General features: G+C 70.3%; 15 protein-coding genes. 11 read left to right on the plus strand and 4 right to left on the minus strand.

Going from position 1 to position 14,241, the window contains the following annotated elements:
- Nucleotides 1-31 precede the first annotated feature (31 nt).
- Nucleotides 32-199, plus strand: a complete 168-nt coding sequence (locus tag AP234_RS35065) for a DUF3117 domain-containing protein (protein WP_083502187.1) — start codon at nucleotides 32-34, stop codon at nucleotides 197-199.
- Nucleotides 200-290: 91 nt separating this feature from the next.
- Nucleotides 291-1,745 carry a leucyl aminopeptidase gene (locus tag AP234_RS17285; protein WP_055480675.1) on the plus strand — a complete coding sequence of 485 codons (1,455 nt, stop codon included), beginning with the start codon at nucleotides 291-293 and terminating at the stop codon, nucleotides 1,743-1,745.
- On the opposite strand, the gene AP234_RS17290 is transcribed toward AP234_RS17285, so the two are convergent.
- The gene (locus AP234_RS17290; protein ID WP_055480676.1) at nucleotides 1,746-2,375 is read right to left on the minus strand and encodes an O-methyltransferase; all 630 of its coding nucleotides are present in this window, start codon (nucleotides 2,373-2,375) and stop codon (nucleotides 1,746-1,748) included.
- 185 nt (nucleotides 2,376-2,560) lie between these two features.
- On the opposite strand from AP234_RS17290, the gene sigE reads away from it, so the two are divergent.
- The 4 genes from sigE (at nucleotide 2,561) to AP234_RS17310 (ending at nucleotide 5,891) form a co-directional block, all read left to right on the plus strand.
- Nucleotides 2,561-3,169, plus strand: a complete 609-nt coding sequence (sigE, locus tag AP234_RS17295) for an RNA polymerase sigma factor SigE (protein WP_055480677.1) — start codon at nucleotides 2,561-2,563, stop codon at nucleotides 3,167-3,169.
- Nucleotides 3,166-3,726, plus strand: coding sequence for an anti-sigma factor family protein (locus tag AP234_RS17300; protein WP_055480678.1), 561 nt, complete (start codon nucleotides 3,166-3,168; stop codon nucleotides 3,724-3,726). Before sigE ends, AP234_RS17300 begins: the two co-directional genes overlap by 4 nt.
- 80 nt (nucleotides 3,727-3,806) lie before the next feature.
- Entirely contained in the window at nucleotides 3,807-5,387 is a 1,581-nt protein-coding gene (locus tag AP234_RS17305; protein WP_055480679.1) for a trypsin-like peptidase domain-containing protein, read from the plus strand.
- 153 nt (nucleotides 5,388-5,540) lie between these two features.
- A complete protein-coding gene (locus tag AP234_RS17310) occupies nucleotides 5,541-5,891 on the plus strand; it encodes a sec-independent translocase (protein ID WP_055480680.1) in 351 nt (116 codons plus the stop codon).
- Between the two features lie 28 nt (nucleotides 5,892-5,919).
- Here AP234_RS17310 and AP234_RS17315 read toward each other — a convergent pair whose 3' ends face one another.
- Nucleotides 5,920-6,861: an EamA family transporter gene (locus AP234_RS17315; RefSeq protein ID WP_235558209.1), complete on the minus strand. Its 942-nt coding sequence runs from the start codon at nucleotides 6,859-6,861 to the stop codon at nucleotides 5,920-5,922.
- A 286-nt stretch (nucleotides 6,862-7,147) separates the two neighbouring features.
- Here AP234_RS17315 and AP234_RS17320 point away from each other — a divergent pair, with 286 nt between their 5' ends.
- From AP234_RS17320 to AP234_RS17330, 3 genes are all read left to right on the plus strand, one after another.
- Entirely contained in the window at nucleotides 7,148-8,356 is a 1,209-nt protein-coding gene (locus AP234_RS17320) for a magnesium transporter MgtE N-terminal domain-containing protein (RefSeq protein WP_055480681.1), read from the plus strand.
- The gene (locus tag AP234_RS17325; RefSeq protein ID WP_055480682.1) at nucleotides 8,349-8,843 is read left to right on the plus strand and encodes a DUF1003 domain-containing protein; all 495 of its coding nucleotides are present in this window, start codon (nucleotides 8,349-8,351) and stop codon (nucleotides 8,841-8,843) included. The genes AP234_RS17320 and AP234_RS17325 overlap by 8 nt, the downstream gene beginning before the upstream one ends.
- 70 nt (nucleotides 8,844-8,913) lie before the next feature.
- Complete coding sequence (locus tag AP234_RS17330; protein ID WP_055480683.1) at nucleotides 8,914-10,056, plus strand: Mrp/NBP35 family ATP-binding protein; 1,143 nt, start codon at nucleotides 8,914-8,916, stop codon at nucleotides 10,054-10,056.
- A 90-nt stretch (nucleotides 10,057-10,146) separates the two neighbouring features.
- On the opposite strand, the gene AP234_RS17335 is transcribed toward AP234_RS17330, so the two are convergent.
- Nucleotides 10,147-10,515, minus strand: coding sequence for a hypothetical protein (locus tag AP234_RS17335; RefSeq protein ID WP_200926560.1), 369 nt, complete (start codon nucleotides 10,513-10,515; stop codon nucleotides 10,147-10,149).
- Nucleotides 10,516-10,815: 300 nt separating this feature from the next.
- Nucleotides 10,816-11,415, minus strand: coding sequence for a biotin transporter BioY (locus tag AP234_RS17340; RefSeq protein ID WP_055480684.1), 600 nt, complete (start codon nucleotides 11,413-11,415; stop codon nucleotides 10,816-10,818).
- Between the two features lie 288 nt (nucleotides 11,416-11,703).
- On the opposite strand from AP234_RS17340, the gene AP234_RS17345 reads away from it, so the two are divergent.
- Both AP234_RS17345 and AP234_RS17350 read left to right on the plus strand, forming a co-directional pair.
- Nucleotides 11,704-12,648 carry an HpcH/HpaI aldolase/citrate lyase family protein gene (locus AP234_RS17345; protein ID WP_055480685.1) on the plus strand — a complete coding sequence of 315 codons (945 nt, stop codon included), beginning with the start codon at nucleotides 11,704-11,706 and terminating at the stop codon, nucleotides 12,646-12,648.
- Nucleotides 12,649-12,706: 58 nt separating this feature from the next.
- A complete protein-coding gene (locus tag AP234_RS17350) occupies nucleotides 12,707-13,648 on the plus strand; it encodes a CPBP family intramembrane glutamic endopeptidase (RefSeq protein WP_055480686.1) in 942 nt (313 codons plus the stop codon).
- The last annotated feature ends 593 nt before the right edge of the window (nucleotides 13,649-14,241 follow it).

Below are 14,241 nucleotides of genomic sequence, written 5' to 3' on the forward strand. Positions count from 1 at the left end.
GGCGGCCGACAACGCGGGAAGGGATACACGCATGGCGGCGATGAAGCCGCGGACCGGCGACGGTCCGCTGGAGGTCACCAAGGAAGGACGGGGCATCGTCATGCGAGTCCCGCTTGAGGGTGGTGGCCGACTCGTCGTCGAGCTGTCGGCGGACGAGGCCAGCGCCCTCGGCGACGCGCTGAAGAACGTGGTCGGCTGACCCCGAGCCGACTGTAGATTCAGGCCCCGGCGCAGGGGAGTGCAGCGGGATCCCCAAGCGCCGGGGCCGCTCCGTTTGCTGGAGGTTTTACTTGCCCATCGAGACCACGCTCGCCTTCGCCCCGGCCCAGGACGCGGTCGCGGGCCGGGAGCTCGTCGCCGTGCCCTTCGGGACCGATCTCGTGCTCGGCGTCGATGCATCGACGCCGGGAGCGCCGCCTGTCGAGCTGCCGGTGCCCGCGAGCGCGTTGCTCGCCCATTACGAGGCCAAGGGAGAGGCCGGAGAGGTCTTCGAGGTGCCGTTCGCGCTCGGTGACGGCGTCGGCCGTCTCCTGCTGTACGGCACGGGCGACTGCGAGGCCGGCGCCCTGCGCAAGGCGGGAGCGGCCATCGCCAGGAAGGCCAGGGGCCGCGCCTCGCTGGCCGTCGTCGTCCCTCCGAGCGGGGACCTCGCGGCGTTGGCGGAAGGCGCGCTGCTGGCCACCTACACGTTCACGATCGGCAAAGGCGGGACCAGGCCCGTCGGCGAGATCCTGTTCGCCGGTGGGCGGGAGGACGCGCTGCGCCGTGGTGAGACCACCGCACGCGCCACCGCGCTGGCCCGGGACCTCGTCAACACGCCCGCCTCGGTCAAGACCCCGGCCTGGCTCGCCGAGCAGGCGGCGGCGGTGGCCGCCGACGCCGGCCTCGCCGTACGGATCTGGGACGAGACCGAGCTCGGGGCGTTCGGCGGCATCCGCGCGGTCGGGCAGGGATCGGTCAGCCCGCCACGGCTGGTCGAGCTCTCCTACGCGCCCGAGGGCGCGAGGGCTCACGTGGTGCTCGTCGGGAAGGGCATCACCTTCGACACCGGAGGGTTGTCGCTCAAACCCAACGAGGGCATGAAGGCGATGAAGACCGACATGGCGGGCGGCGCCGCCGTGATCGCCGCCATGAGCGCGCTGTCCGCCTTCGCGGCGCCGGTCCGGGTGACCGGGCTGGTCGCCTGCGCCGAGAACGCCATATCGGGATCGGCCCAGCGGCCGAGCGACGTCATCAGGCAGTACGGCGGGCGCACGGTCGAGGTGCTGAACACCGACGCCGAGGGCCGCCTCGTGATGGCGGACGCGCTGGCCTACGCCGACACCGAACTCGACCCCGACGTGGTGATCGACATAGCCACCCTGACCGGTGCGGCCAAGGTGGCACTCGGTCAGCGGGTCGCCGCGCTCTACGCCACCGACGACTCGCTGGCCGGCGAGCTGCTCGCGGCGGCGGAGGCCGGCGGGGAGCGGCTGTGGCGGATGCCCCTCGTGGAGGACTACCGGTCCGCTCTCGACTCCGAGATCGCGGACCTGACGAACGTGGACCGGAAGATGTCCGGCGCGGCGGGATCGATCACCGCGGCGCTGTTCCTGCGCGAGTTCACCGGGGGGCGTCCCTGGGCCCATCTCGACATCGCGGGACCGGCCAGGGCGGCGGCGGACGAAGCCGAGATCACCAAAGGCGGCACCGGCTTCGGTGTGCGTCTGCTCCTTCGCTACCTGACGGCTCGACCGGCGGAGTGATCAGCCGAGCTTGATGGCGGCCAGCAGGCCGTCGCCGAGCGGCAGCAGCAGCGGGCGCAGCCGGTCGTCGTTCCTGACCAGCTTGCCCAGCTCCCGCATCGCGACCGTGTCCGGGTCGCGCCGGGTCGGATCGGCGACCTGGTCGTGCCAGAAGGCGTTGCGGAAGGCGACCACGCCGCCCGCGCGCAGCAGCCGTACCGACTCGGTGAGGTAGTCGATGTACTCCTGCTTGGCGGCGTCGCAGAAGACCAGGTCGTAACCGCCGTCGGCGAGGCGGGGCAGCACGTCGAGCGCGAGACCCCCGATCAGGCGGATGCGGCTGCCGGAGAAACCGGCCTCCGCGAACGCCTGCCGGGCCATCCGCTGGTGTTCCCGTTCCACGTCGACACTGGTCAACGTGCCGTCGGGGCGCATGCCACGCAGCAGCCACAGCCCCGAGACGCCGCAGCCGGTGCCGACCTCCACCACCGAGCGGGCATGGACCGCGGTGGCGAGGAAGCAGAGCGCCGCACCGCATCCGGGCAGGATCGGGTGTGCTCCGACCTCGATGCCACGCCGGCGCGCGGACAGCAGGATGTCGTCCTCGGGAACGAACTCCTCCGCGTACTCCAGGCTGGCCGGTGTCGCCATCGGCCTCTCCCTCCCTGCTTCCTTCTGGGACGCAGCCTAAGGGAGTCGGCCCGGATCGGGAACTCATGCCGCAACGGGGACGTTGCACGCTTTGAACGGTCTTTGTTCAAGGCTGCTCGGCAGAGGGTGCGCAGGAAGGGGCGAAACCAGGCACTATGGCTGTAGCGACAGTCCTGCAGAGAGGAATGCCGGTGGCCGACGACCACGACCACCAGGCGGAGACTTCGGTGTCCGACTGGACGCCTCCCACATGGGAGGAGGTGGTCCGCACGCATTCCGCCAGGGTTTACCGCCTGGCCTACCGTCTGACCGGAAACGTTCATGACGCCGAAGATCTCACCCAGGAGGTCTTCGTCCGCGTGTTCCGATCCCTGTCCAGTTACACGCCGGGAACGTTCGAGGGCTGGCTGCACCGGATCACCACGAACCTCTTCCTCGACATGGCCCGGCGCAGGCAGCGCATCCGTTTCGAGGGGTTGGCGGACGACGCGGCCGAGCGGCTGCACGGTCGGGAGCCCTCGCCGGCGCAGGCCTACCACGACGCGCATCTGGAGCCCGACATCCAGGCCGCACTCGACGCCCTGGCCCCCGAGTTCCGGGCGGCCGTCGTGCTGTGCGACATCGAGGGGCTCTCGTACGAGGAGATCGCCGCGACGCTGGGCGTGAAGCTCGGCACCGTGCGCAGCCGCATCCACCGGGGCCGGGCGCAGCTTCGGGAGGCGCTCGACCACCGGGCGCCCTCGGCCAACAGGAACGATCAAACCCCCCCTTCGTTCAGCAGGGAGGGACAATGAGTCATCTCGGCGAGCGCGTCTCCGCGCTCATCGACGGCGAACTCGGTCACACCGAACGGGAACGCGCGCTGGCGCATCTGACGTTCTGCGCGGACTGCCGCGCCGAGGTCGAGGCGATGAGAGCGCTGAAGAACCGCCTCCGCGCGATGGATCCCCCGGCCATGCCCGCGGATCTCACCATGTCGCTGCTGCGGATGTCGGAGCCGGGTGGCCCGCTGCCGCCGCGGATGCGGCCCTTTCCCGACCATCCCGCCTTCACCGGCGGGGGACTACCGGGAATGCACGGCGTCGCCCCGCTGGACAACCGGCCACGCCGGATCCCCGGCGCGTCCGGACCCGGACGTTCGGGCCGGGCCAGGCGGGCGGGCTACGTCGCGGTGGGAGTGGCCTCCGCCGCCATGGCCATCGGGACGATGTTCATGGTGAACGGGGCGGGCGCCCACCAGCGGCCGGTCCCCGGCGAGGGGTTCGTCAACCCGCCGGTCCAGCACCTCGTGCCGACCGCGAAGATCTCACCGACCCCGTCGCGAAGCGCCACCCCCGGGTTTTCCCGCTGACCGCTACTTCCCGCCGGTGGTTTACCGTTAGACGGTGTTCTCCGGCCGGATGACGTCGTGCGCGAGGAGTGAGTGTCCCGATGACCGATCACACGCGTTCCTCGGACGCGTCGGACCGGCCCGAGTTCCTGCCTCCTCGCCGGTCGGCCGAATACGGCGAGCAGGGCCCGCAGGACGAGCGGGACGAGCGGCAGGACGAGTACGGCGGTTCCTGGACGCCTGGGGAGGCCTGGGGCCGCGGCGGCTACGACGACCCCTACGAGCGCGAAGAGCCGGGCTGGGGGCCGCTGGGCGGTCAGGCGGCCGATCCACCCGGATACCCGCCAGGGAGCCCACAGGGAGGGGCACCGGGAGTTCCGCCGGGCGGTGCGGCCACCGGCCCGATCGGTGATCCGCCGCCCCCGCAGAACGCGTACGGCCTGGGCCCCCAATGGGCGCCGCCGCCGGAGCCGTACAGCGGTCCGGGTCCGTACGGTCCGGGTCCGTACGGACAGCACGGGGCGTACGGCCCGTTCGGGGGCGCGGAGCAGCCCGAGGCGGCCGTACGGCGGCGCGGCCCGAGCGGGGCGGCGTTAGCGCTGCTGGCCGTGGTCATCGCGCTGGTGGCGGGTGGCGTGGCGAGCTGGGGCACGTTCCTGCTGACCCGGCCGTCGTCGGGCATCGATCCCGGTTACACCCTGCCGTCGCCGCGCGGCGCGGCCACCTCACGACCGCCGGAGTCGGTCGCGGGGGTCGCGGCCAGGGTCCTGCCGAGCGTGGTGTCGCTCGAGGTCAAGGGCAACGGAGAGGCGGGCACCGGGTCGGGCTTCGTCATCAAGGGCGGCTACATCGTGACCAACAACCACGTGGTCGCGGTCGCCACCGGGACGGGACAGATCCGCGTCCGCTTCAACGACCACAGGTCCGCCAGCGCCAGGATCGTCGGCCGCGACCCCAACTCGGACATCGCCGTGGTTAAGCCCGACAGCCCTGTCGGCGCCCCGGAGCTGACGCTCGGAAACTCCGACAGCGTCGTCGTGGGCGACCCGGTCATCGCCATCGGCTCACCGCTCGGCCTCAGCGGCACGGTGACCACCGGAATCGTCAGCTCGCTCAACCGGCCGGTCGAGGCGGGCGGATCGACCGGCTCCGACTACGCGCTGATCAACGCGATCCAGACCGACGCGGCGATCAACCCCGGCAACTCCGGCGGCCCACTGGTCAACGCCTCCGGTGAGGTGATCGGGGTCAACTCGGCGATCGCCACCGTGGGGGCGGGCTCGCTGCTGGGCCAGCAGTCGGGCAGCATCGGGCTCGGGTTCGCGATTCCCGCCAACCAGGTGCGCCGGATCGCCCAGGAACTGATCACGACGGGTAAGGCCCGGACCTCGCGGATCGGCATCAGCATCGACCAGAGCTACCAGGGACAGGGTGTCCGCATCGCGAACCAGAGCGGGTCGGTCACGGCCGGGGGCCCGGCCGACAAGGCGGGCCTGCGGCCGGGGGACATCATCCTGGAGGTCGACGGCCAGCCGGTGGGCGGCAGCCGCGAACTCATCGTCACCATCCGGAGCAAGGCACCGGGCGACAGGGTGAGCATCAAGTTCCGGCATGACGGCGAGGAACGGACCGCCATGGTGACGATCGGCTCTGCCCCGGTTCCGACGGTCCAGCCGTCCTGACTTCGGGCCGGGACCGGCTGCGGGCCCGGTCGTTCACGTCTCGGTGGCCCAAGGAGTCCGTACGGCCCAGGCGGTTCCTCCTGGGCGCGAGCACCTGGGGTTCCTCCCTCGATTAGTCTGAGAGCCAGCCGTTGCCGCGGGGAGGAGAACACCGTGTTCGGACTGGGCTGGCCGGAGATGCTGGCGCTCGTGGTGATCGCCCTGCTCGTGTTCGGCCCGGAGAAGCTCCCGCAGGCCGCCGCGCAGGCCGGCCGTACGCTGCGACAGCTCCGCCAGATGGCCAACAACGCCAAGGCCGATTTGCAGACCAACCTGGGGCCGGAGTTCTCCAACTTCGACCCCACCGATCTGAACCCCAAGAACTTCGTACGCAAGCACCTGCTCGACGACCTCGAAAAGGACTGGAACGCCCCGGCCGCGATCGACCGCGACCCGCTGCCGCCGACCGTCAACCCGGAACTGGGCTTCGGCGAGATCCCGCCCTACGACAACGAGGCGACCTGACCGACGCCCTCCGGTGAAAGTGTTCGGCTCAGACCGACTGGCTGAGTGGGACTTCGCCGGTTACGGGCGACAGCCGTACGGTCGCGGTCTGGGCGAGCATCGCGCCGCAGAGCACCACGAGCCCTCCGACTATCTGAGCGGTGCCGAGACGTTCGCCGAGCAGCACCCAGGCGATGAGGGCGCCCGCGATGACCTCGAGCGAGGCGACCGTGGAACCGACGGCGGCCGACAGCCTGCGTACGGCGGTGACGCCGGTGATGTAGGCCGCCACCGTGGCGACCAGGATCATCCAGGCGGCGGCGCCGATCGCGGGCAGCGCGTGGTCGCCCACGACCGCGGTCCGGGTGAAGGCCGACCAGGGGATGTCCCAGGGACGCGAGATGGGCAGCAGGACCACGGCTGCGCCGATCATGCCCCAGCAGATCAGGCCGAGTGGGTCGACGTCATCCCCAAAACCATCGCTCATCAGGAAATATCCGGCGCAGCAGGCTGCCGAGGCGAGGGCGGCCAGCACCCCGATCATGTCCAGCCGCATGCCCTGCCAGACCTCGACCACGACGGCGAGGCCGACGACCGCGATGAGCGCGCCCAGATAGGCCGCCGGCGCCAACCGCACCCGGCGGACGAGGCGCACCCAGACGACGACCAGCACCGGCGAGGTGAACTCGAAGAGCAGCGCCACCCCGACGGGCAGCCTGGTGATCACGAAGAAGAACAGGGTCTGCACCGCGGCGATCGCGATGACGGCGTAGGCCGCGAAGAACGGCAGGCGGTCGCGTGGGATGCGCAGTGCGCGCGGCCGGACGATCGCCAGCACGAGCAGCATGACCAGCCCGGCCCCGGCCATGCGCACCCACACCGCCTCCAGCGGGCTGAGCCCAGCCTCGCCGAGGAACCTCGCCATCGGTCCGGAGAACCCGAAACTGAAGGCCGACACGACCGCGATCGACAGGCTGACAGCCCTCATCATCACCCGCTCTGTAATGACCAATTGTGGGATTTGATCCTGTCATAACGCATGCCGCGCTCGCCAGACGGACAGGCGGTGCCGCCGCACCCATCACTGACGACCCTTGCGTACCCTGGCAAGTGCCCCGGCAGACGAGGTCTGCCCGGACGGCGCGGTGCCAGGTGCGGCGCGGTGCGAGGCGGAGGAGGAGCCCGTAGCCATAGCGGAGCGATGGGTGACGACGACAGCGCGGCGAGGCGCGCCCCGGGCGACGCGACGGGGTGAAGATCGGCGGGAGGGGCACCAGATGGATCGGATCTTCGTGGCCCGGCTGGCGGGACTCGCTGTCTTCGATCCGGCCGGAGACCAGATCGGCCGGATCCGCGACGTCGTGGTCTCGCTGCGCGGGCCGCTCCCGCCCCGGGTGCACGGGTTCGTGGTCGAGGTTCAGCCACGCCGTCGGGTGTTCCTTCCGATCACCAGGATCACCAGCATCGAGGCGGGTGCGGTGATCTTCACGGGCAAGCTCAACATGCGGCGGTTCGAGCAGCGCAGAGCCGAGACGCTCGCCATCGGCGAACTGCTCGACCTGTCCGTGGAGTACAAGGGCGAGCAGGTGACGGTGCAGGACCTCGCGATGGAGCAGCCCCGCCCTTCGGACTGGCAGATCGCGAAGGTCGCCGTACGGCGCGGCACCCGGCGCAGGGGCGAAACCCTCATCGTGGACTGGGACGAGGTCACCGGCTTCGGCGTGGCTCAGAAGGACCAGGGCGCGGCCAACCTCCTCGCCGCGTTCGAGGCGCTGCGCCCGGCCGATCTGGCCAACATGCTGCACGAGCTGCCCGACAAGCGGATGGCCGAGGTGGCCTCGGCGCTCAACGACGACCGGCTCGCCGATGTGCTGGAGGAACTGCCCGATCGAGACCAGGTGATCGTGCTGAGCCGGCTGAACCCCGAGCGGGCCGCCGATGTGCTGGAGGCGATGAGCCCCGACGACGCCACCGACCTGCTGCAGGAGCTGCCGCAGGACCAGGCGGAGGGGCTGCTGCGGCTGATGGTGCCCGAGGAGGCCGCGCCGGTACGGCGGCTGCTGACCTATGCGGAGCACACCGCGGGCGGCATGATGACCACCGAACCGGTGATCCTCCCCCCGACGGCGACGGTCGCCGAGGCGCTCGCCCACATCAGGCAGCAGGAGCAGACGCCCGCCGTCGCCGCCCAGGTGTACGTGACCCGTCCCCCAGGGGAGACCCCGACGGGCCGGTTCCTCGGTGTGGCGCACTTCCAGCGGCTGCTGAGAGAGCCGCCGTCGACCATGCTCGGCAGCGTGATAGACATCACCGTGGACCCGATCAGGCCGGAGTTCACCATCCCCGAGGTGGCCTGTTACCTCGCCACGTACAACCTGGTCGCGGTTCCCGTCGTGGACGAGCACGGGCGGCTGCTGGGCGCGGTGACCGTCGACGATGTGCTGGACCACATGCTGCCGCAGGACTGGCGGGAGAAACATGACTGAACGACTCGACCAGCCACGCGAGTTGGCCGCTATCCGCATCCGGCCCTACTACGACCCCGAGGCGTTCGGACGCCTTTCCGAGCGGATCGCCCGATTCCTGGGGACCGCACGGTTCATCGTCTACATGACGGTGTTCATCGCGGTCTGGCTGCTGTGGAACACCCTTCTGCCGATCAAGTTCGATCCGTACCCGTTCATCTTCCTGACCCTGATGCTCTCGCTCCAGGCGTCGTACGCGGCACCGCTCATCCTGCTGGCGCAGAACCGGCAGGCCGACCGCGACCGGATTCAGTACGAGCAGGACCGGGTGCGGGCCGAGCGCAACCAGGCGGAGATCGAGTACCTCCTCCGCGAGATCGCGGCCCTGCGCCTGGCGCTCGGCGAGGTAGCGACAAGGGACTACATCCGCTCTGAGCTGCAGCATCTCCACGAGGATCTCCGGGAGGGGCTCAGGGAGGATTTCCGGAACGGCGCGGTCAGGCACTGATCCCGCGTGTTCGGGCGCGGATCGGCCGCCCCCATTAGGAAGAATCCGTCCGCCTCCATAGCATGGATTCATGGCACCATCCCCAGAACTGGTCAGGGCTGCGCTCGCAACCGTCATCGATCCTGAGATCCGCCGACCGATCACCGACCTCGGCATGGTCAAGAGCGTCGACATCTCCCCGGACGGGGTGGTGCGCGTCGGCGTCTACCTCACGATCGCCGGCTGTCCGTTGAAGGACACGATCACGCGCGACGTCACCTCGGCCGTCTCCGCCGTGGAGGGCGTGACCCGGGTGCACGTGGACCTGGACGTCATGAGCCCCGAGCAGCGCAAGGAGCTGCAGACCAAACTCCGCGGCGACCGCGGCCCGGAGAAGGAGAATCCCTTCGCCAAGGCGAGCTCGCTGACCCGGGTCTTCGCGGTGGCCAGCGGCAAGGGCGGCGTCGGCAAGTCGTCCGTCACCGTCAACCTCGCAGCGGCCATGGCCTCATCGGGCCTCAAGGTCGGCATCGTGGACGCCGACATCTACGGTCACTCGGTGCCGCGCATGCTCGGCGTCGGCGACCGGCCCACCAAGGTCGAAGACATGATCATGCCGCCGGTCGCGCATGACATCAAGGTGATCTCGGTCGGGATGTTCAAGCCCGAGGGGAACACGCCGGTTGTCTGGCGCGGCCCGATGCTCGACCGGGCGCTCTACCAGTTCCTCACCGACGTCTTCTGGGGCGACCTGGACGTGCTGCTGCTGGACCTGCCGCCCGGCACCGGGGACATCGCGATCTCGGTGGCCCAGCGGATGCCGACGGCGGAGATCCTCGTCGTGACGACCCCGCAGCAGGCCGCCGCCGAGGTGGCAGAGCGGGCCGGGTCGATCGCCGCCCAGACCCACCAGCAGATCGCCGGCGTCATCGAGAACATGGCATGGCTGCCCTGCCCGCACTGCGACGAGCGGATCGCGGTCTTCGGCGAGGGCGGCGGCCAGACCGTGGCCGACGCGCTGACCCGGACGCTCGGCGCCCGTGTGCCGCTGCTCGGCCAGGTGCCGATCGACCTGCGGCTGCGCGAGGGCGGCGACGAGGGCAAGCCGCTCGTCCTGACCGACCCCGACGCGCCGGCGGCGGCCGAACTGCGCCGCATCGCGGCCGAACTCGGCAAGAAGCCGGGCGGCAGCCTCAAGGGCCGCAAGCTCGACCTCTCCCCGATCAAGCACTGATCCACTCACCCTGGAACGGCCGCCGTGACCGTACGGCACAGCGTGACGGCGGCCGGGAGTGAGTGACTTTTTGAAACTGATCGAACGCTGCTATGCGGGGCGGGGCGTGAGCCGTACGACGACGGACTGTGCGGCCCAGCGGTCGATCAGCCCGGCGGCGTCGTGGGCGTTGAGCCGTTCCTTGGCCAGTGCCGCCACCGTCTCCCCGGCCGCCGCCTGGTCGACGACCTCGACGGAGGCGGGGAAACGGACGAGTTCTGCGCCGTTGTCCTTGCTCCGGAGGGTGATCTCGACCTCCGGCGACTCGGTCAACCCGGGAAGGGGCTGCTCCCCGCCGCCGGTCACCACGTAGATCGCCCCTTCGTGCCACATGTGCCAGGCCAGCCGCGGCCCGGACGGGAGTGCGATCCACAGCACGCTCGACTTCTTCGCGCCCTCTTCGATCAGCCCCAGGCTCATGCCCTCAGCCTCTCACGCCGTCTCAAGCAACCCCCCCCCGTGATCTTGCGAATACTCGCAACAAGCATCTTTGACCTGCATGAACAACTTTTGTGATCTTGCAGAAACTCGCAGCTGATGCTGCTGACCTGCGCGAACTCCCTCCGTGATCTTGTAACTGCAAGGTCACGGAGGGAGTTCGCGCAGGTCGAGTCGCTGATCGATATATTTCTGCAAGATCACGAAATGGGAATGGGCAGGTCGGAGGGGATGCGTGCGAGAATTCGCAAGATCACGGCATCTCTCTCTTTTTCCTGGGGATCAGCGGTTGGCGAGCTTCCAGGCCGCGGGGAGCAGGCCGGCGGCCACGGCGATCTTGAGGAGGTCGCCGAGTACGAACTTGCCGGCTCCCTCCACCAGCGCGGTCCCGAGGTCGAGGCCGGTCACCGCCACGAGCACCGGCAGGCCGAAGGCGTAGATGACCAGGTTGCCCAGGACCATCGTGCCGACCGTGCGGGCCACCGTACGGTCGCCGCCGCGCTGTGCGAGCCACCCGACGAGCGACGCCGCTGCGATGAAGCCGAGCACATAGCCGAACGTCGCACCGCCCAGCCCGCTCGCGCCCCCGGCGAACCATGGGACTCCGGCCGCCCCGACCGCCATGTAGAGGAGCATGCTGAGGAATGCGCGGTTCATGCCGAGGGCGGCGCCGACCAGGACCACGGCGAACGTCTGACCGGTCACGGGAACGAGCCCGCCGGGGAGCGGCACGCTGATCTGCGCGGCCAGGCCGGTGAGTCCCGCACCGGCCACGACGAGTACGGCGTCGCGCACGCGTGCGGCGGTGCTGCCGGGAACGGCGGGGATGAGGTCGGACAGCACGGCGGGGCGGACCCCCGCGGTGGCGGTGGCGTTGGCCATCGATCACTCCTAACACGACTGCGCGGTCGTCTCCGCGGCCCGGCCGGTGCCCTTTCCTGGCCCGCACGGCACGGAGACGGCTTCTACCGTTGACCATTCTTGGCCGAGCCGTGGCGGGAGCCGTACGAGCAGAGGACCAAGAACATCTGATGTGATTTGTAGGGATCCGATAGCCGGGGCCGGGCCATACCGGACGCCCGGCCGGAAACACTTGTAGCAGTTCTACCAAGCGTGTGTCAGATCGACCCCGCCGGCCGGAGCCGGGAGGACATCGCTAGCGTGGAGCCCATGCGTGCTCGACGTTCCTGCCTGGCGGTGCCGGGCAGCAATCCCCGCTTCATCGAGAAGTCCCGCGGGCTGGCGACCGACGAGATCTTCCTCGATCTTGAGGACGCGGTCGCGCCCGATGCGAAGGAGGCGGCGCGTAAGAACGTCGTCGGCGCGCTGCGCGAGGGCGGCTGGACCGGCAGGATCGTCGCCGTCCGCGTGAACGACCTGACCACGCGGTGGACCTACCGCGACGTCATCGAGATCGTGGAGGGCGCCGGCGACCGGCTCGACTGCGTGCTGCTGCCGAAGGTCGCCGACGCCTCGCACGTGGTCTGGCTGGACACGCTGCTGAGCCAGATCGAGCGGGCGACCGGGCTGCCCGAGGGCGGCATCGGGATCGAGGCCCAGATCGAGAACGCCGCGGGGCTCGTCAACGTGGACGCCATCGCCGCCGCCTCGCCGCGCCTGGAGGCGCTGGTGTTCGGCCCGGCGGACTTCATGGCCTCGATCGGCATGCGGACGCTGGTCGTCGGCGAGCAGCCGCCGGGGTACGGCGAGGGCGATGCCTACCACTACGTCCTGATGCGGATCCTGATGGCGGCCAGGGCACACGATCTGCAGGCGATCGACGGGCCGTATCTGCAGATCCGCGATCTCGACGGACTGCGCGGGGTGGCCGGCCGATCGGCGGCGCTGGGCTTCGACGGCAAGTGGGTGCTGCATCCCGGCCAGGTGGACGTGGTCAACGAGGTCTTCTCGCCCTCCCAGCGGGATTACGACCACGCGGAGATGATCCTCGAGGCGTACGAGTACCACACGACGGTCGAGAAGCGGGGCGCCGCGATGCTCGGCGACGAGATGATCGACGAGGCGTCCCGCAAGATGGCCCTGGTCGTGGCCGCCAAGGGCAGGGCCGCCGGCCTCGCGCGCACCACCGTCTTCGTCCCGCCCCCGTCCGCGTAGGCGCCGTCACCCCCGCCGCCGGTCGTGAGTGACCCGCCGAGTGGGGTATGAACGGTGGATGCACCCGCCGCCCTACCAGTGGCCGCCGCCCGCTCGCATGCCATGGGCCATGCCGCCCCCGCCGGCCGTGCGGTACGACCAACTGGCCCGCACACCGCTGCACCGCTGGTGGCGGCCGATCCTCGGCACGCTGGCCGGGGTGGGCGGTTTCCTGGTCATCTCGTTCGGGATCGTCATGGCGGCGTGGACGGTCGCGGCCCTGGCGCGCCTCCCCCTCGTGATGAGCGGGGACCGGATGTTCGTCGATCCCCTCCTCGACCTCGGCTTCCATCTCACCGTGATCGCGCTGGCCATTCCGGTGGTGTACGGCGTGGCGTGGGCGATCCAGCGTCGCCCGGCGGGGACGCTCTCGTCGGTCGTCGGCCGGCTTCGCTGGGGCTGGCTGGCCCGCTGCGTGCTCATCGCGGTCGCGGCCGTCGTGCTCGGCCAGCTCGCCGAGGTGGCGACACTGCTGCTCACCGGGGTGGACCCGGCGTACCGCTGGGCCGGCTGGGAGGCGTTCCTGCCCGCGATGGCGGTCATCTTGGTGCTCGTGCCCTTCCAGTCCGCGGCCGAGGAGTACATGTTCCGCGGGTGGGTCATCCAGGCCTTCGGCGCTTATCTGCGCAATCCCTGGCCTGGCATTCTGCTGGGCGCGGGGGCCTTCGCCACCTTGCACGGTTACACCGACTGGGGGATCGCGTACGTCTTCGGGTTCGGGGTGCTGATGGGGTGGCTGGCGATCCTCACCGGTGGGCTGGAGGCGGCCATCGCGCTGCACGCGACGAACAACGTCGCGGCGTTCGGCGTCGTCGCCGCGTCGGGAGATCTGAACAACGCACTCCAACAGGGTGAGCTGCCCTGGCAGTCCGTCGTCGGCACCGTTGTGCAGTTCGCGGTGTACGGCGCCGCGGTCGTAGTAATCGCCCGAAAGAGGGCAATTCAGGCCCTCTCTAGATAAATCTGACCGTGGAGGTCTGGTCGAGGCGACGTTCCCGTGGTGCTCTGGATTGGTGTTCGGGTATCACAGTGATCACGTTCGCCTCGCCTCACCCCCGGTGAAACGGCCCGGCACACCCCCCAGGAGGTACTGAACGTGACCCCGGGCGGCCCCCACGAGCCTGACCGTCCGCCCGCCGAGGGCGACGATCACAGGACGTCACCTCCGGCGGCCGGTGAGCGTCCCCAGGCGCCGCCGACGCTGCATCACGAGCCCCCGGCTCCGTCCCCCTGGGCGTCACCGCCGTTCGCCGCTCCCTTACCGGAGGGCCCGGAGCCGGCGGCGGGTGCGGAACCGTCGCGGTGGCCTCTCGCCGAGACCGAAGAGTTCGAGGGGATCCGCGAGCTGAAGGGGATCTGGGGGTCGGCGGGGAGCCGGGAGCCCGAGGGAATTCAGGGACTCGGAGGCATGCGGGAGCACGGCACGGCCCATGATCCCGGTGGGACGGATCCCGGTGGGACGGACCCGGGTGGGACACAGGACGGCGGATGGCCCGATGGCCTCGAACCGGACGCGTGGGCGCCGCGGCCGAATCCCGCCCGTCCGTCCGGGCA

This window comes from Sphaerimonospora mesophila, from assembly GCF_001417795.1.
Taxonomy (GTDB): Bacteria; Actinomycetota; Actinomycetes; order Streptosporangiales; family Streptosporangiaceae; genus Sphaerimonospora; species Sphaerimonospora mesophila.